At 37.0% G+C, this 17,184-nt stretch carries 17 protein-coding genes and 1 riboswitch; all 17 genes read left to right on the top strand.

From position 1 onward, the window contains the following. The first annotated feature begins 426 nt into the window (after positions 1 to 426). Positions 427 to 969: an NADPH-dependent FMN reductase gene (locus CEF14_RS12320; RefSeq protein ID WP_102693134.1), complete on the top strand. Its 543-nt coding sequence runs from the start codon at positions 427 to 429 to the stop codon at positions 967 to 969. A 142-nt stretch (positions 970 to 1,111) separates the two neighbouring features. Next, a riboswitch (cobalamin riboswitch) is annotated at positions 1,112 to 1,303 on the top strand. A 103-nt stretch (positions 1,304 to 1,406) separates the two neighbouring features. Next, positions 1,407 to 2,369 (top strand): ABC transporter substrate-binding protein, encoded by a 963-nt coding sequence (locus CEF14_RS12315; protein ID WP_170061506.1) that lies wholly within the window; start codon positions 1,407 to 1,409, stop codon positions 2,367 to 2,369. Next, positions 2,366 to 3,361: a FecCD family ABC transporter permease gene (locus CEF14_RS12310; protein WP_102693133.1), complete on the top strand. Its 996-nt coding sequence runs from the start codon at positions 2,366 to 2,368 to the stop codon at positions 3,359 to 3,361. The genes CEF14_RS12315 and CEF14_RS12310 overlap by 4 nt, the downstream gene beginning before the upstream one ends. Positions 3,362 to 3,363: 2 nt before the next feature. Further along, positions 3,364 to 4,839, top strand: a complete 1,476-nt coding sequence (locus CEF14_RS12305; protein ID WP_102693132.1) for an adenosylcobinamide amidohydrolase — start codon at positions 3,364 to 3,366, stop codon at positions 4,837 to 4,839. Beyond that, the gene (gene cbiB, locus CEF14_RS12300) at positions 4,840 to 5,808 is read left to right on the top strand and encodes an adenosylcobinamide-phosphate synthase CbiB (RefSeq protein WP_102693131.1); all 969 of its coding nucleotides are present in this window, start codon (positions 4,840 to 4,842) and stop codon (positions 5,806 to 5,808) included. Continuing rightward, positions 5,783 to 6,862 (top strand): pyridoxal phosphate-dependent aminotransferase, encoded by a 1,080-nt coding sequence (locus CEF14_RS12295; RefSeq protein WP_102693130.1) that lies wholly within the window; start codon positions 5,783 to 5,785, stop codon positions 6,860 to 6,862. The genes cbiB and CEF14_RS12295 overlap by 26 nt, the downstream gene beginning before the upstream one ends. Next, complete coding sequence (locus CEF14_RS12290; protein ID WP_102693129.1) at positions 6,844 to 7,422, top strand: bifunctional adenosylcobinamide kinase/adenosylcobinamide-phosphate guanylyltransferase; 579 nt, start codon at positions 6,844 to 6,846, stop codon at positions 7,420 to 7,422. The genes CEF14_RS12295 and CEF14_RS12290 overlap by 19 nt, the downstream gene beginning before the upstream one ends. A 16-nt stretch (positions 7,423 to 7,438) precedes the next feature. Further along, positions 7,439 to 8,215, top strand: a complete 777-nt coding sequence (cobS, locus tag CEF14_RS12285) for an adenosylcobinamide-GDP ribazoletransferase (protein WP_102693128.1) — start codon at positions 7,439 to 7,441, stop codon at positions 8,213 to 8,215. Beyond that, a complete protein-coding gene (locus tag CEF14_RS12280) occupies positions 8,188 to 8,787 on the top strand; it encodes a histidine phosphatase family protein (protein ID WP_102693127.1) in 600 nt (199 codons plus the stop codon). The genes cobS and CEF14_RS12280 overlap by 28 nt, the downstream gene beginning before the upstream one ends. Further along, the gene (locus tag CEF14_RS12275) at positions 8,739 to 9,137 is read left to right on the top strand and encodes a bifunctional adenosylcobinamide kinase/adenosylcobinamide-phosphate guanylyltransferase (protein ID WP_102693126.1); all 399 of its coding nucleotides are present in this window, start codon (positions 8,739 to 8,741) and stop codon (positions 9,135 to 9,137) included. Before CEF14_RS12280 ends, CEF14_RS12275 begins: the two co-directional genes overlap by 49 nt. A 57-nt stretch (positions 9,138 to 9,194) precedes the next feature. After that, positions 9,195 to 9,791 (top strand): cob(I)yrinic acid a,c-diamide adenosyltransferase, encoded by a 597-nt coding sequence (locus CEF14_RS12270; protein ID WP_102693125.1) that lies wholly within the window; start codon positions 9,195 to 9,197, stop codon positions 9,789 to 9,791. Between the two features lie 5 nt (positions 9,792 to 9,796). Next, entirely contained in the window at positions 9,797 to 10,279 is a 483-nt protein-coding gene (locus CEF14_RS12265) for an ECF transporter S component (protein WP_102693124.1), read from the top strand. Next, positions 10,280 to 10,960, top strand: coding sequence for a hypothetical protein (locus CEF14_RS12260; RefSeq protein ID WP_102693123.1), 681 nt, complete (start codon positions 10,280 to 10,282; stop codon positions 10,958 to 10,960). Positions 10,961 to 11,407: 447 nt separating this feature from the next. Next, positions 11,408 to 13,552 carry a (Fe-S)-binding protein gene (locus CEF14_RS12255; protein ID WP_102693122.1) on the top strand — a complete coding sequence of 715 codons (2,145 nt, stop codon included), beginning with the start codon at positions 11,408 to 11,410 and terminating at the stop codon, positions 13,550 to 13,552. Positions 13,553 to 13,754: 202 nt separating this feature from the next. Continuing rightward, complete coding sequence (locus tag CEF14_RS12250; RefSeq protein ID WP_102693121.1) at positions 13,755 to 14,963, top strand: acetyl-CoA C-acetyltransferase; 1,209 nt, start codon at positions 13,755 to 13,757, stop codon at positions 14,961 to 14,963. Then, positions 14,960 to 15,811, top strand: coding sequence for a 3-hydroxybutyryl-CoA dehydrogenase (locus CEF14_RS12245; RefSeq protein WP_102693120.1), 852 nt, complete (start codon positions 14,960 to 14,962; stop codon positions 15,809 to 15,811). The genes CEF14_RS12250 and CEF14_RS12245 overlap by 4 nt, the downstream gene beginning before the upstream one ends. A 226-nt stretch (positions 15,812 to 16,037) precedes the next feature. Continuing rightward, on the top strand, positions 16,038 to 17,168 hold the full coding sequence (locus CEF14_RS12240; RefSeq protein ID WP_102693119.1) for an acyl-CoA dehydrogenase: 1,131 nt from the start codon (positions 16,038 to 16,040) through the stop codon (positions 17,166 to 17,168). The last annotated feature ends 16 nt before the right edge of the window (positions 17,169 to 17,184 follow it).

The following is a 17,184-nucleotide window of genomic DNA, read 5'->3' as shown; positions in this document are numbered from 1 at the left end:
GTTTCATTACTTGTAGTAGGATCTTGTTTACCAACTTCTTGCCATTGACAAGCTGATAAAATTGCAGCATTTGCCATGATAAGGACTAACAATACTCTTTTCATATTTCACCCTCCATAATTTACTAACAGTACCAATGTTACCGATTCATATACTTTTAATACTTCTAAATAAATTTTTTTGATGAGGTAATGTTAATTCTAGAGTCAGTAGTTACAGTTCACACTCACAAAAAAGTAAATATAACAAGCGTAAAATGAAGATCAACTTGACTTTGGGTGAATGTTGAGGAGACATAAAATTTTCAATAGTTTATATTTAGTACTATTCTATTACGGCAATCGAGATAACAAACCCTCATGAAGCAAGTATAAAAATGATAAAAAAGAGAATAATATTGTGAATTCTATTATTGGAGGAATGATCATGAAAGTTGCAGCAATAGTGGGTAGTATTCGAAAGGAATCTTATAATAAGAAATTAGCGGAGTTTATAAAAAAACGTAATACCGATAAATTTGACTTGGAAGTTTTAACGTTAAATGATTTACCTATGTACAATCAAGATCATGAAAATAATCCATCACAATCTGTAGTAGATTTTAAAGCAAAGGTAAAAGCTGCCGATGCGGTACTTTGGGTCACACCAGAATATAATGGATCCATTCCAGGTGTATTAGGCAATGCAATCGATTGGTTATCACGTGTTGATCAAGTCATGATTGGCAAACCTTCTTGGATTATGGGTGCTTCGATGGGCGTGTTAGGGACTGCTAAAGCACAAATGCATTTACGAGATATATTATTTTCAATAGGTTTATCATCACCAATCCTAATAGGGAATGATGTATATATAGGAGCTGTGCACACGAAATTTGATGAATCAGGAAATCTAACAGATGAAGGAACAGTGCAATTTTTAGATAAAGTAGTTGGAAACTTTCTAACATGGATGAAACAATATAATTGATATATGACAAACTTGACAGTAGTAAAATTCTCAAAAGTGGGGAGGTTACTGCTGTTTTTTGGGGGTAAACGAATTCTAGGAGAAAATTAAATTTACCACCTTGTCTTTCATAAAAAACAAATATTCGGTATAATGATAGACAATTCAATATATTTAGTACGGTTCTCGACACAGAATGTTGAGTGAAAAGGGAAATCGGTGAAAATCCGATGCGGTCCCGCCACTGTATGTGTGAGCAATTCGTCATGGCCACTGAAAAACAAATCATTTTTTGGGAAGGCGACGATCAGCGATGAACACAAGCCAGGATACCTGCCGAACTATCATCATCACCAGTAACTACGAGGATAGAAGGGTGCTAGTATATTAGAATATACTAGAATCATAATGCCTCTCGGTAAATACGAGAGGCATTTTCTATGAAGGAGGCATTTTTTGTGAAAAAAATTTGGCAACTAGGTTTCTTACTAACAATGGCATTTGTTTTATTAGTGGGATGCAATCAAAGTGAAACTCAAAAATCAACTGAAAAAAGTGGAAATACCACTCAAACTGCAGACAAAACAGCTACATATCCTATGACGGTAAAAGATGCGCTTGGAAATAATGTAGAATTCAAACAAGCTCCAAAAAAAATCGTATCACTGATCCCAAGTAATACGGAAATCTTATTCGCATTAGGATTAGATGACAAAATTGTTGGTGTAAGTGATAATGATGATTATCCAAAAGCTGCTACTAAAAAACCAAAAGTAGGCGGAATGGATTTTAATGTTGAAAAAGTACTAAGCTTAAAACCAGATGTCGTATTCGCGCATGAATCAAATGCAAAATCAGTTGAATCAGGATTACAACAATTAAAAGATGCAGGAATTACTGTTTTTGTTGTAAAAAATGCAACAAATTTTGAAGAAACATATGACACGATTAAACAACTTGGTCAAATTACAAATCAATCACAAAAAGCAGATCAAATCGTTGCTAATATGAAAGCGAAAGTAAAAGAAGTACAAGACAAAGTAGCAAATGTTAAGCAACGTACTGCATTTGTTGAAACATCAGATGAACCTGAAATTTATACAGCAGGTAAAGATACATTTATGCAAGAAATTTTCGATTTAGCGAAAATAAAAAATGTTGCAGCTGATCAATCTGGTTGGTTTAAAATCGATCCAGAACAAATTGTTAAACGTAATCCAGATACTATTATTGTGATGGAAGATTATGTTCCGAATATCGTAGAAAAAGTAAAAAAACGTCAAGGCTTTGACAGTATTACAGCTGTTAAAAATAACGCCGTTGTGTTAGTACATCAAGATTTAACAGCTCGTACAGGTCCTCGCCTTGCAGATGGATTAGAAGAAATAGCAAAGGCTGTTTATCCAGAGGCATTTAAATGAGGAAAATAGTAGTCGGATATATCGTAGCTATACTCATCCTACTGATGAGTATTTGGCTAGGTATTTCTGTAGGTTCTGTAAAGGTGCCTATTAGTACGTTATGGAATACTGGAGCTGATGAAACGGCAACAAATATTTTATGGAACATTCGTATGCCGCGAGTTATGTTAGCTGGACTTGTAGGGGCAGCATTAGCAATTGCAGGTGCTGCCTTTCAAGGCTTGTTAAAAAATCCACTTGCTGATCCATATACGTTAGGAGTGTCATCTGGTGCCTCAGTTGGTGCCGTGATGACGCTCTTTTTCAGTATTACAGCACCTGTATTAGGGATTTATACATTGCCCACTTTCAGTATGATAGGGGCAATGGTGTCATTACTTGTTGTTTTGGGTTTTGCTAGATTGGTCGATCGTACGATGAAGATGGAAACGCTTATTTTAACAGGAATCATAGTGAGTTCATTTTTAAGCTCTGTTATATCGCTAATGATTGCATTAACAGGAGAAGAACTTCGCCAAATTGTTAACTGGTTATTAGGGAGCGTATCAATGCGTGGCTGGCCATATGTTAAAATGATTTGGCCTTTTATCGTAATTGGTTCGTTTATGCTATGGTTTAATCGTCGTGAATTAAATGCGATGTTATTTGGCGAGGAACGAGCAAAATACTTAGGTGTCAATGTAAAAAGAAGTAAACTCATTCTTTTACTCGGAGGATCTATGTTGACTGGCTCTGCAGTAGCAGTCTCGGGGACGATTGGTTTTGTTGGTCTAGTTGTTCCCCATATGACAAGATTAATATTCGGGGCTGATCACCGTCATCTATTACCTTTATCTTTTTTTAACGGAGCATCATTACTCATTCTTTGTGACTTATTGGCAAGAACGGTTATTGCACCAACAGAATTGCCAATTGGTGTCATTACAGCCTTTATTGGTGCCCCTGTGTTTGCTTATATTTTCTTCCGTCAACGTAGAACGAAGGGAGCATAGGAATGCTTATTATAAAACAGCTTAGTGGAGGTTACGACCCCAAAAAGCCCATCATTAAAGATATTTCGTTTACAGTGGAAAAAGGACAGTTTGTTGGTATTTTAGGACCGAATGGGAGCGGGAAATCCACACTCATTAAAGTAATTAGTGGCATAATACCAGCAACAAGTGGAAAAGTGCTAATTGATGGAAAAAATCGAGAGGCGTATACAACAAAAGAATTAGCACGTAAAATGGCGGTATTACCACAATTACATGCTCAAGCTTTTTCACATACAGTTCGTGAGACTGTATCAATTGGCCGTTATCCACATCAAAATAGTTGGTTTCAAACATGGACAAAAGAGGATGAAGAAGCCGTTACAATTGCAATGGAACAAACAAAGATTGTCCGATACAAAGATCAATATTTAGAATTTCTTTCGGGCGGAGAGCAGCAACGGACATTTGTTGCACAGGCATTGGCACAACGGGCAGATTTATTGCTATTAGATGAGCCAACTAATCATTTAGACATTGAACACCAACGAAAACTAATGGATATGATTCGTTGTATGGTCGTACATAATGGACTAACCGTTATTTCTATTTTCCATGATATAAATTTAGCATCGCTTTATTGTGATCAATTGATTTTACTTGAAAATGGGCAAATACGCTCAATGGGTGAACCTCATCAAGTGTTAAAAGAGAAACACATAATGGAGGTCTATCATACGAAAGTTTCAAGTTATCCACACCCTGTGCTACCTAAACCACAAGTTACGTTAATACCAGAATTACAAGAGGAACGGCAAATAGCTTCTAAAATTACCGCTCAACAAATTAAAATTCGTGATGAGTTTGTCGAATTACAAACATCTTTTCCATTAAAAACGGTTTCTTCTGCTGTTCATAATGGTGGAATTGGCTGGTTCCAAACATTTATCAATCGTGCAGTTAACGCAAATTATATGATAGAAGATGCACATCAAGAAATAAAATATTATTTAGAAAAACATGGTTTTTCACCAACTAACACAGTTGCTATGATGACGGCAGTTGCATCTAAGCATGTTGTGATTAGAGAATTTTCTTCATCTGCTGGAAGTATTGTGATTGCCGTCACGGCTGGCGTTGGAAATGCAGTAGATGTATCAGAAGCCTATAAACGTTCTGAGCAACCTAAAATTGGAACTATTAATATATGGGTTTTCGTTAATGGCACATTAACAGATGAATCATTTATGCAGGCGATGATTACTGCCACTGAAGCAAAAGTAAAAGCTTTAGCAATCGAGAAGATTCAGGACAACATTTCAAATACAATTGCAACTGGTACATCAACAGATAGTGTACTTATTGCAGCTACACAATGTGAACCATTCTTTGAATATGCTGGAACGATTACAGGAATCGGTAAATTAATCGGTCGAGGTGTATTCGAAACAACTTGCATTGCACTTCAAGAATACAAACGTATGAAAGGAGTGCTGTAAGTGTTAGCACATTTGATCGCTTGTACACTAGGTGTAATACTCGATCGTCTAATTGGTGATCCACCAAAAATGCCACATCCAATTATATGGATTGGTCATACGATTCAATGGTTAACAAATCGGTTAAATAAAGGAGAATTTCGAAAACTGAAAGGACTCCTACTCGTTGTTTTAGTTGTTGGGGTCACAACAATTGTGACCTATTTAATCGTCATTGCGGCATATATGGTAGGTACTATCTTCGGTATTTTAGTTGAAGGTGTAATGATTGCGATAGCATTAGCGCAAAAGAGCCTTCAGCAAGCGGCAATGGACGTCTATAATCCTCTTGTGGAAGGAAATCTAAAAGAAGCAAGAGTAAAACTTTCTTGGATTGTAGGACGCGATACAGAAAAGCTATCAGTACCAGAAGTGACAAGGGGTGTGGTCGAAACCGTTTCAGAAAATACAAGTGATGGTATTACGGCACCGTTATTTTGGTCATTTCTATTTGGAGCAACTGGTGCTTGGATGTACAAAGCTGTGAATACGCTCGATTCTATGGTCGCTTATAAAAATGATACTTACCGTAATTTCGGATTTGTTGCGGCACATACAGATGACGTTTTTAATTACATACCGAGCAGAATAACAGGGTTTCTCATGTTAATAGGAACAAAAAAAGAATCCATGCATTCATTTTTATATCGAGTGAAAGGCTGGGTAAGAGATGCGAAAAAGCATCCGAGTCCTAATAGTGGTTATTTAGAAGCAGCAACAGCTTACCAACTTGGTATTCAACTTGGAGGCACAAATAGCTATAAAGGAATTATCTCTGAGCGAGCAAAAATGGGAGAGACGGAAATAGAACTAGCTCCAAGACATATTAAGATAGCCATCGAACAGATGCACTCGGTCACAACATGGTTTTGGCTACTCGGTGTAGTTATAGGGGGAATTTATCTTGTCATTACCAAATCATGGTGCTAATCCGCATCGTTTATACGAACAACTTGCGATTAAAGAACCTGCTCAAATTATCGATTTTAGTGAAAATGTGAATCCTGAAGGGCCTCCAATTTCTATTAAGGAAAATTGGAGTAACCTGTTATCCCTTATTTCAAGGTACCCAGATCCACAAGGACAACCATTTCTTTCAGCTGTGGCAAAATATCATGATGTTCGTGAGGAACAAGTTTTACTTGGCAATGGGGCAGCAGAAATCTTTGCATTGCTTGCTACATGGTTTCAGAAAAAGAGAGCGATCATTATTCATCCAACGTTTTCTGAATATGAAGCAACTTTAGTGGCTAATAACGTTGAGATTATTCATCTTGAAGTAGAAAATATCCTAACTTGGAAACTTCCAATTCATCAAATAGTAGAAGAAATGCAGCAAGCGGATGTTTTATATCTTTGTACCCCCAATAATCCAACAGGTGTATTACCTCCGAAAGAGGAATTGCTGCTCCTTATTGAAGAAGCAAAAAAGGTTAATTGTAATATCGTTTTTGATGAAGCTTTTATCGATTGGGTTGATGAAGGTTCTTCGATGATACCCTATTTAGAAGATAATCCACATATAATCATTGTACGTTCAATGACGAAAATGTACGCTATTGCAGGTGTGAGACTAGGATATATGATTGCATCACCAAGTATTACTAAAATATTGCAAAGAAAAACTTCTCATTGGCATATTAATGGCTTAGCAGCTGTTATTGGTGCTACTTGTCTAGAGGAAAACGAATATCGGGATGCTGCAATTTGTTATGCACGTAAAAGAAGGGAAGAATTTGCTACTTTTTTAATCCAACTTGGGTGTAAGACTACAAGCAGTGTTACAAACTATTTGAGTTTTCAAATACCATCTCCTCAAGACTCTCAAAAATTCTTCCATGCAATGCTAGAAAAAGGATTTGTCCTTCGACACACAGAAAATTTCCGGGGGATGGATGGCAAATGGTTTAGAGTCGGGATGAAGAAAGAACAAGCGATGAAGGCATTACAGAAGGAGATGACTTCATGGTTGAAACAGAACTGATCTTTATAACGGGTGGTGTTCGAAGTGGCAAAAGTGCCTATGCAGAACAACAATTACAGTCTTTAGCAGAAAAATACCATGCAGAACGGCTAGTTTATGTGGCTACCGGTGTAGCGTTTGATGATGAAATGAAAAAACGGATTGCAAGGCATCAGTTTGATCGTCAAAAACAACAGAAAAATTGGATCACGCTAGAACAACCAACTCATCTACAGCAACTCCTTTCAACTATCCAAAAAGGGGACGTAGTGTTATGGGATTGTGTTACAACGTGGCTGACCAATGAATTTTATGAAGGTTTTGAAACAGGGGTATGTAATTGGCAGCGACCGTTGGAGCTTGGAAAAAGAATAACTGAAATGAAAAATACTATTTTACAATTGCATTCCATGCAAATTCCAGTGGTTATTGTTTCCAACGAAGTATTAGATGAGCCAATCTCCAAAAGCCATGAAGTAAAACTTTATCAAGAGTACTTAGGAAAGCTCCATCAATGGTTTGTACAATTTGCAACAAGGGCAGTTGAAATGGAATATGGACATGTTCGAAGATGGAAATAGAGGAGGAGGTGTTGTGATGAAAACAGTGATGAATGGTATATTACTAGCATTTCAATTTTTCACCGTTTTACCGATTCATAAAGAATTACCTTTAACAAAGAAAACAGTAACCGCAATGTTCTCCTTTTTACCGTGGTTAGGGACGATAATGGGAGCTACAATGGCCGCCATATTTTTCATACTCCAAACATATACAGATATAAGTCCAATGCTGACAGGATTTCTTCTTGTGTTTGGCTATATTATTTGGACGGGTGGATTACATTTAGATGGGTTTGTTGATATGGGAGATGCTTATTTTTCATATCGTAATATAGAAAAGCGTATCGAAATATTAGATGATCCACGTATCGGAGCTTTTGGTGCAATGTCCTTAGTTTTTTTGGTATTAACAAAAATATTTTTTCTATCTGAATTAGTAGGGAATCAAGACTTTAATTGGATCTGGCTAATCGTGATACCATTCTTATCTAGACTAGGGATGTCAATTTATTTTATTCAGACAAAAACTTCAAAGGAAAAAGGATTAGCGTATTTCTTTAAACAACACTTACATATGAAGACATGGCTAATTAGTACGATTATTTCTACAATGATCGGTACCACCCTTATTATTTGGTTAAGTGGTAGTTGGCAGTTGACATTACTATTACTTGCAATTATAGTTGCCTCTGCTTTCTTTTATAAATGGTGGACGATTCGCAATTTCCGCGGAAGTTCTGGTGATTTACTAGGTGCATTTATAGAGGGAATGGAGGCAGTTTTATGGATTACGCTGTTACTGTTTACTTAATTCGCCATGCAAGAACAAAAAGTAATTGTGAACATCGTTATCTAGGATGGACAGATGAAGTCATTTTACCTAATCAGAACTTGCCTATTGTAGATAGTAATTGTGATGTTGTTTTTGGAAGTGATTTAAAACGTTGTAGGCAAACAGCGAAGATTTACTTTCCGAATGCATCTTATTTTGGGTATGCTGGATTTAGAGAAAATAATTTTGGTGAATTTGAAGGGAAAACTTACGAAGAGCTAAAGGACATTGCACAATATCGGAAGTGGATTGATGATCCAAACAATATTGCACCTCCAGCTGGTGAAACATTATTAGAAGTTACCGCTCGTTGTATGATAGCTTTTAGAAATTTACCAACAAGTTTTCTGAAGTACCCACTTATTTTACATGGGGGTACGATCCGAACATTACTTGTTCAATTAGCACCAAAACCTAGTGATTTTTGGGATTGGCATGTGTCACATGATGAACTGTTCAAACTTCAATGGGCTTCAAGAGAAGCTTTTAAGGAGGGGAAACGATGCACGTCTTTATCGGTGGTGCCTTTAACGGCAAACATGAATATGTAAGGCGTTGGCTAAAAGAAAAAGAGTTAATTGATGTTGAATGGTATATTGGACAATTACCTCGTGAGCCAACTAGTAAAACAGTCGTAGTAACCGGACTTGAAAACATGATTAAACCGTTACTTGAACAAGATGAACTATCACTATCGACTACTATTGTAGAACAGCTACAACTATTAGCTAAAAAACATCAAATTATTATCATAGCAACAGAAATGGGAAGAGGCATCGTACCGATCAATCCGCAAGATCGACAATTAAGAGATACACTGGGGCGATTGTATCAACAATTATTTGCTGTAAGTGACCATGTGACAAGAATTTGGTATGGATTAGCTGAAGAAATAAAGTGAAACCTCCAAAAATTAGGGTTTCTTGGATATAAAATAAAAAAGAAAGAAGGATGAGAAATGAATTTATACACACGTACAGGTGACAAAGGGAAAACAAGTATTATTGGTGGAAGAGTAGATAAAGATGATTTACGAGTAGAAGCATATGGCACAATCGATGAGCTAAATTCTTTTATTGGTAAAGCAATGACAGAACTAGATAAGGAAACATTCCAAGATATCTTGCAAGATTTAGAAAATATCCAAAATGAATTGTTTGATTGTGGTGGCGATTTGGCAAATGTGATGAAAGAACGTCATTACAAAATGACAGACGAACCAATTGAAGAGATGGAAAAGCGAATTGATCTATTAATGGATGAACCACCGTTGCTTGAGAAGTTTATCCTACCGGGTGGATCACCTGCAGCAGCAACTTTGCATATTGCTCGTACGATTGCTAGACGTGCTGAACGTCAAACGGTGACATTATTGAAAAATGCAAAAGAGGGAGATGTCCCTACAGTTGTACAACGATATTTAAATCGATTATCAGATTATTTATTTGCAGCAGCACGTGTAGTAAATTCTAGACTAAATGTTGCTGATATTGAATATATTCGTGGTGCCAAGGTGTTTAGAAACGGTGGAAGAAAAGACAAAACAAAGGATTAGATAAGATGAAATTACGATTGATTACGTTAACAGCTATGATATCTGCATTGTGTGCAGTGGGGGCAATGATTAAGGTTCCAGTAGGGGTTACGTCCGCTGCTCTTGATTCGGCCCCTGCATTTTTAGGAGCAGCTTTCTTACCAGCGCCTGCAGCAGGAATTGCAGCAGCAATTGGTCATATAGTTTCAGCTGGTGTAGGTGGTTTTCCATATGGACCATTCCATATTTTAATTGCTCTTGAAATGTATATCGTTGTTTGGGGATTTACAAGATTACATCAGAAGAATCATTCAATTTCGAAGTGGATATTTGCGATTATCGCTAATGGTATTTTATCACCTCTACCATTTTATTGGTTAATCTCACCGAAAATGTTCTATGGAGTAACACCGGGAATTTTAATAACAACAATTATTAATGTCGTAATTGCGTGGATCTGTCTGCCTATATTATCAAAGGCTTTAGCAAGAAGAGAGGTTCATGAATAGATGAGAAATGCATTACAATTGTCGAATGGCATTATCGTAACAACCGACAATTCTGGGGCTATTGGGCAGAAGAAGTTAGATGTTATAAATGTTCCAGATGATGTAACAAGCTATTTTTCTGCTCGCGTGACATTGCTTGAACAATGGGCAGAGGGTGCAATACCCGAAGCGATTATTTTACACAACTTCAGTGATGAAGAGGCATGGGAACGTTATATGAATGGCATCGAACGGCTATTTGAAGAAATTGACATACCAGTACCTAGAATAACAGGTAGTACTGAATCAAATATAACAACATTGCAATCAGGGGTAGCTATCACAATGATTGGTAAATGTATGAATGAAGTTCCACCTGTTCAATGTCTTAAATGGTTTACTTTTGGAAAGCCATTAGTTGGTGATAAATTAATGGCAGAACCAGAAAATATCGCGGATATGAAGTGTATCTTTGAAGCAATTCAGCAAGATATTATCGGACGTATTTGGCCGGTAGGATCTAAAGGAATCTCAAAAGAATTTCAAATTTTGTTTGGTGAAGAATCATTTGAATGTGCATGCAATATATATGAATCTGCAGGGCCTTCAACAGTTGTTTTAGTTGGTATTTATGAGGAAAAAGTCCAACAAGCAAAACAGTTTTTCGGAAAATTATTACAACCAATTGTTATGAATGAATAATTGATTCATCAATCAAATTCTATTTAAAATAAATTTAAGAGACTGTAGAAAACTTGGAGATTTTCAAGCTTGCTACAGTCTTTTTCTTTTTGGATAAATAAATTATTCATCATTTAAAAGATATCGAGAGAACTTCATTTCGATACCTTTCAGACAATCTAAGTCTATTAAAAATTCCTTACTTTAGAATTTTTAATGTATTTTTATAATTTTATTGTGAAAAATAACATAGTATATTTGTACATGAATATGATAGAATATTGAATTAACTTCAAGATTATTAATTAAGGGAGAAATTTTAATAATTTTAGAGAAATATTTGTATGGTATTTTGAAATTTGATTGACTGAATGCTCATTCATATTTTACAATATTGAAAACAATATTTTTCTAATAATCTACTTTCTGGTAGGCGAAGTTTAAGAAGCAACTTAGGGGGGAAGGGAAATGAATCCACTATTAATCATCAACTGGATTTTATTTTTAGCTGTAGTCGCATATGGATTAGGGCTGTTCACGTACTTAGTAAAGACACGTTATCAATTCATCAAAATGGGGAAAAAAGTTGAATTCGATAACAATGTTAAAGCAAGGTTGCAAAAAATATGGGTGTATGTTTTTGGACAAAAGAAATTGTTGAAGGATAAAAAGAGTGGTGCCATCCATGTTATGTTTTTCTATGGATTTATATTAGTACAACTTGGCGCAATAGATTTTATCTGGAAAGGTTTAAAGCCAGGTTCACATTTACCACTTGGACCAGTTTATCCGTATTTTACTTTCTTCCAAGAACTTGTAACGTTAGTTATATTAGTTGCAGTTGTTTGGGCGTTTTACCGCCGTTATATTGAAAAGCTTGTTCGTCTAAAAAGAGGTTTAAAATCCGGACTTGTATTAATTTTTATCGGTGGTTTAATGGTTTCTGTACTTGTTGGTAATGGAATGGGCATGATTTGGCACGGTGAAGAAGCTACTTGGTCAGAGCCAGTTGCCTCATTAATCGGTACAGCATTTGGCTTCTTACCACCAGTAGCAGCAACAACTGTATTCTTTATCATGTGGTGGATCCATCTTATCATTTTATTAACATTCTTAGTGTACGTGCCACAATCAAAACATGCACACTTAATCGCAGGTCCTGTAAACGTTTACTTTAATCGTTTAACACCGGTTGGTAAACTTACACCAATTGATTTTGAGGCGTTAGAAAATGAAGATGAAGAATCAGAGGAAGTACCTTCTTTTGGTGTTGGGAAAATTGAGGATTTCACACAACTTCAACTAATTGATCTCTATGCTTGCGTAGAGTGTGGACGTTGTACCAACATGTGTCCGGCAAGTGGTACAGGTAAAATGCTATCGCCAATGGATTTAATGACAAAGCTTCGTGATCATCTAACATTTACTGGTGCTGTACAAACTCATCAACAACCATGGGTACCGAAACTGTTTTTCAAAAATACACAAGGAAATCAACTTGCGATTGCTGCCGGTGCAGAGGGTGTAACGATTGAAGATGTCTACAGTCCATCATTAATTGGTGATGTTATTACAGAAGAAGAAATTTGGGCATGTACTACTTGCCGTAACTGTGAAGACCAATGTCCAGTTCTAAATGAACATGTTGAGAAAATTATTGACCTTCGCCGTTATTTAACAATGACAGAAGGACGCGTAAATCCTGATGCTCAGCGTGCAATGACGAATATCGAACGTCAAGGAAATCCTTGGGGAATCAACCGTAAAGAAAAAGAAAATTGGAGAGATGCTCGTCCAGATGTGCATATTCCAACAGTAAAAGAAGCTTCAAAAGCAGGTGAAGAAATCGAGTATCTTTTCTGGGTAGGTTCTATGGGGTCTTTTGATAACCGTTCACAAAAAATTGCATTAGCATTTGCTCACTTGATGAATGAAGCAGGTGTAAAGTTTGCAATTTTAGGGAATAAGGAAAAGAACTCTGGTGATACACCGCGCCGTTTAGGAAATGAGTTTTTATTCCAAGAACTTGCTGAAGCAAATATTAAGGAATTCGAAAAAGCAGGTATTACGAAAATTATTACAATCGATCCGCATGCCTATAATATTTTCAAAAATGAATATAGTGATTTTGGATGGAATGGAGAAGTGTACCACCATACGGAGTTGTTATTTGAACTAGTCCAACAAGGTCGCCTAAAACCACAGTATGAAGTGAAAGAAACAATCACGTTCCATGATTCTTGCTACTTAGGTCGATACAATAATGTGTATGATGCACCACGCGAAATTTTAAAATCAATTCCTGGTGTAAAATTAGTGGAAATGGAACGTAATCGTGAAACTGCTATGTGTTGTGGTGCAGGTGGCGGTTTAATGTGGATGGAAGAACATGTTGGTAACCGAATTAATGTAGCACGTACAGAACAAGCACTAGCAGTAAATCCAACAATTATTTCTTCTGGATGTCCTTACTGTTTAACGATGCTATCTGATGGGACAAAGGCAAAAGAAGTTGAGGAACAAGTAGGCACGTATGATATCGCTGAATTACTAGAAAGATCCGTATGTGGTGAAGTTCAAATTCCAACAGAACCGCTAGAAGAAATGGTGTAATAAGCAGAAAAAAATAACATATTGCATAAAAGTTAAAAGTTTTATACAATATTTACAAGTGAAAAAGAGAGAGCAAGTGCCCTCTCTTTTTTTCTAAAGTTTTATTGAGCGAGCGTTCAGTCAACCTAAAATTTCGAGCACTCGTTTTCTTTATTCAGACTGTGTAAGCGTATCCAATGACAATTTAAAAGGGGTGTCAAACTTGCAGAAAGCGGTAATTATTGATGGAGCACGAACAGCCTTCGGAAAACTTGGTGGAAAACTTAGTTCTTTAACTGCCAGTGATTTAGGTGGTGTAGCAATAAAAGAAGCATTAAAACGTTCCAATATTGGAGCGACGCAAGTAGATGAAGTCATTATGGGAACAGTTTTACAAGCAGGGCAAGGGCAAATTCCTTCACGACAAGCAGCTTCGAAGGCAGGAATTCCATACTCTGTAAAAACAGAAACAATCAACAAAGTCTGTGCATCAGGTTTGCGTAGTATAACGCTTGCAGATCAACTGATCAGACTTGGTGAGGAAAGAGTTATTGTAGCTGGCGGAATGGAGTCGATGTCTAATGCACCATATTATTTACCAAAGGGTCGATTTGGTTTGCGAATGGGAGACGCAACACTAGTTGATGGTATGGTTTATGATGGTCTTTCATGTGCATTTCATCCACAACATGTACATATGGGCACATATGGGGACGAGACAGCAGAGAAATTCGAACTGACTAGAGAAACGCAAGATGAGTGGGCATTACGAAGTCATCAAAGAGCAATACAAGCAATTGAAGACGGAAAATTCGCTGAAGAAATTGTAGAAGTGGCGATTCCACAAAGAAAAGGTAATGACATTCTAGTTGATACTGATGAAGCGCCGAGAAAAGACACATCGTTAGAAATTCTTGCAAAATTAAAATCAGCCTTTAGCAAGGATGGTACGATTACAGCGGGTAATGCTCCAGGGGTAAACGATGGTGCATGTGCAGTTGTTGTTACAAGTGAACAATATGCTGAAGATCATCATTTGTCTCCAATTGCTTATATCGTTGGTCATGCGGAAGTTGGTGTAGAACCGAATGATTTTCCACAAACACCAGGACTCGTAATCAACAAAATTTTAGAAAAGACAGGTAAGACATTAGAGGATATTGATTTGTTTGAAATCAATGAAGCCTTTGCTGCAGTAGCACTTGCAAGTAGTAAAATTGCTGAACTTGATGCTGAAAAGGTCAATGTCAATGGTGGAGCTGTAGCATTAGGTCATCCAATAGGCGCTTCAGGGGCAAGAATTGTTTTAACCCTAGCATATGAATTAAAGCGTCGAGGTGGAGGACTAGGAATTGCAGCTATTTGTTCTGGTGGTGGTCAAGGGGATGCCATCATGATTGAAGTTCCAACACAAAAGGGAGTGGAGAAATGACAATACAACACGTAATGGTAATCGGTGCAGGACAAATGGGTTCGGGTATTGCGCAAGTTTGTGCTCAAGCAGGACTAAATGTCAAACTTAATGATATTAGTGAAGAATCTTTTGCAAGAGGTATTCAAACAATCGCTCAAAACCTTTCTAGAAATGTTGTAAAAGGTCGTATCACTGAAGATGAAAAAGACACTATTTTAGAGAGAATTACCAAATCTTTATCTCTTAGTGATGCAAACGATGTGGATCTAGTGATAGAAGCAGCTGTAGAAAATATGGAAATCAAGCAATCTATTTTTAAACAGCTAGATGAAATCACACCAAAGCATACCATTTTAGCTTCTAACACTTCATCCTTACCGATTACAGAAATTGCAGCCGTAACAAAACGTCCAGAACAAGTAATCGGTATGCATTTTATGAATCCAGTACCAGTCATGAAGCTTGTAGAAATCATACGTGGTCTCGCAACAACAGATGAAGTGTATAACATGATTGAAGTATTAACCAAAAAACTCGAAAAGGTACCTGTAGAGGTTAATGATTTCCCTGGATTTGTTGCGAATCGTGTTTTAATGCCAATGATAAATGAAGCAATCTATACACTTTATGAAGGTGTAGCAACAAAAGAAGCTATCGATGAAGTGATGAAACTTGGTATGAACCATCCAATGGGACCATTAACGTTAGCAGATTTCATTGGCCTCGATACATGTTTATATATTATGGAAACGTTGTATGAAGGATTTGGTGATAGCAAATATCGTCCTTGTCCATTGTTAAGAAAATACGTCAAGGCTGGTTGGTTAGGTAAAAAAGCTGGGAGAGGCTTCTACGTTTATGAATAGGAAGAAAAATGCCTTCATAAAATGAGCATTCCATCAGAGGAGTTCTTCATCCCACTGGATAAAGAACTCAGTTTCATTTCGCCAAGTCCTGTGTCAACTAAGTGTCCAACATCCTGTTGGACCGAACCAATCGGGTTTTACGGGCAGTCCATTTTCTTTACTTCTCTCTTCAACTTGAGGTCGGGGTATTACTGCCTGTTAATGCAGTATAAAGGGGAGATTCATCATGAATTTACAGTTCACGGAAGAACAATTGATGATGCGCAATATGGTTCGTGATTTTGCAAAGGATGTAATCGCACCACAAGTCAGTTATATGGAAAATGGGGGTTTTCCACGTGATATTCTAGCAAAGATGGGAGAGCTAGGGCTTATGGGCATCACAACTCCTGCAAAATATGGCGGTTCTGAAATGGATTTCACATCCTATATTATCGCTATTAACGAATTATCTAAAGTAAGTGCAGTCATCGGGGTGATTTTGTCTGTGCATACATCGGTCGGAACAAATCCTATTCTCTATTTTGGTAATGAGGAACAAAAAAACCGTTACATTCCAAAACTTTCTTCAGGAGAATACTTGGGTGCATTTTGCTTAACAGAACCTTCGTCAGGATCTGACGCAGGGTCATTGAAAACGAGAGCAGTAAAAGTTGGAGATTATTACGAACTGAATGGTTCAAAAGTGTTTATTACTAATGGCGGAGAGGCAGATGTTTACATCGTCTTTGCTACTACTAATCCATTAGAGGGTACAAAAGGGATCTCAGCATTCATCGTTGAAAAAGATACTCCAGGCTTAATAATCGGCAAAAATGAAAAGAAAATGGGTCTACATGGTTCTAGAACAGTTCAGCTTACATTCGATCAAATGAAAGTCCCAGCTCACAATTTACTTGGTAATGAAGGAGAAGGCTTTAAAATTGCGATGGCAAATTTAGATGTTGGACGTATCGGAATAGCTGCACAAAGCTTGGGGATTGCAGAAGCAGCTTTAGAAGAGGCAACAAGGTATGCAGCTGAACGTAAACAATTTGGAAAACCGATAGCAACAAATCAAGGAATTTCATTTAAATTGGCAGATATGGCTACAACCATTGAAGCAGCAAAATTACTAGTCTATAAAGCAGCAAACTTACGAGCAACGGGGAAACCTTGTCAAAAGGAAGCATCAATGGCAAAACTTTTTGCTTCCAAAACAGCTGTTGATGTAACTACCGAAGCAATCCAAATATTTGGAGGCTATGGATATACAGAAGATTATCCAGTAGAACGCTACTTCCGCGATGCGAAAGTAACGGAAATCTATGAAGGAACAAGTGAAATTCAGAGAATAGTCATTTCGAGATGTCTATAAAGGACAAAACAATATG

This window comes from Rummeliibacillus pycnus, assembly GCF_002884495.1.
GTDB lineage: Bacteria > Bacillota > Bacilli > Bacillales_A > Planococcaceae > Rummeliibacillus > Rummeliibacillus pycnus.
This window is presented reverse-complemented; position numbering and strand designations above follow the sequence as displayed.

Coding starts and splice junctions, on each gene's coding strand:
- CEF14_RS12245 (WP_102693120.1), top strand. CDS start 14,960: ATGACAATACAACACGTAATGGTAATCGGTGCAGGACAAATGGGTTCG.
- CEF14_RS12265 (WP_102693124.1), top strand. CDS start 9,797: ATGAAATTACGATTGATTACGTTAACAGCTATGATATCTGCATTGTGT.
- CEF14_RS12255 (WP_102693122.1), top strand. CDS start 11,408: ATGAATCCACTATTAATCATCAACTGGATTTTATTTTTAGCTGTAGTC.
- CEF14_RS12310 (WP_102693133.1), top strand. CDS start 2,366: ATGAGGAAAATAGTAGTCGGATATATCGTAGCTATACTCATCCTACTG.
- CEF14_RS12275 (WP_102693126.1), top strand. CDS start 8,739: ATGCACGTCTTTATCGGTGGTGCCTTTAACGGCAAACATGAATATGTA.
- CEF14_RS12290 (WP_102693129.1), top strand. CDS start 6,844: ATGGTTGAAACAGAACTGATCTTTATAACGGGTGGTGTTCGAAGTGGC.
- CEF14_RS12280 (WP_102693127.1), top strand. CDS start 8,188: ATGGATTACGCTGTTACTGTTTACTTAATTCGCCATGCAAGAACAAAA.
- cobS (WP_102693128.1), top strand. CDS start 7,439: ATGAAAACAGTGATGAATGGTATATTACTAGCATTTCAATTTTTCACC.
- CEF14_RS12305 (WP_102693132.1), top strand. CDS start 3,364: ATGCTTATTATAAAACAGCTTAGTGGAGGTTACGACCCCAAAAAGCCC.
- CEF14_RS12260 (WP_102693123.1), top strand. CDS start 10,280: ATGAGAAATGCATTACAATTGTCGAATGGCATTATCGTAACAACCGAC.
- CEF14_RS12320 (WP_102693134.1), top strand. CDS start 427: ATGAAAGTTGCAGCAATAGTGGGTAGTATTCGAAAGGAATCTTATAAT.
- CEF14_RS12240 (WP_102693119.1), top strand. CDS start 16,038: ATGAATTTACAGTTCACGGAAGAACAATTGATGATGCGCAATATGGTT.
- CEF14_RS12270 (WP_102693125.1), top strand. CDS start 9,195: ATGAATTTATACACACGTACAGGTGACAAAGGGAAAACAAGTATTATT.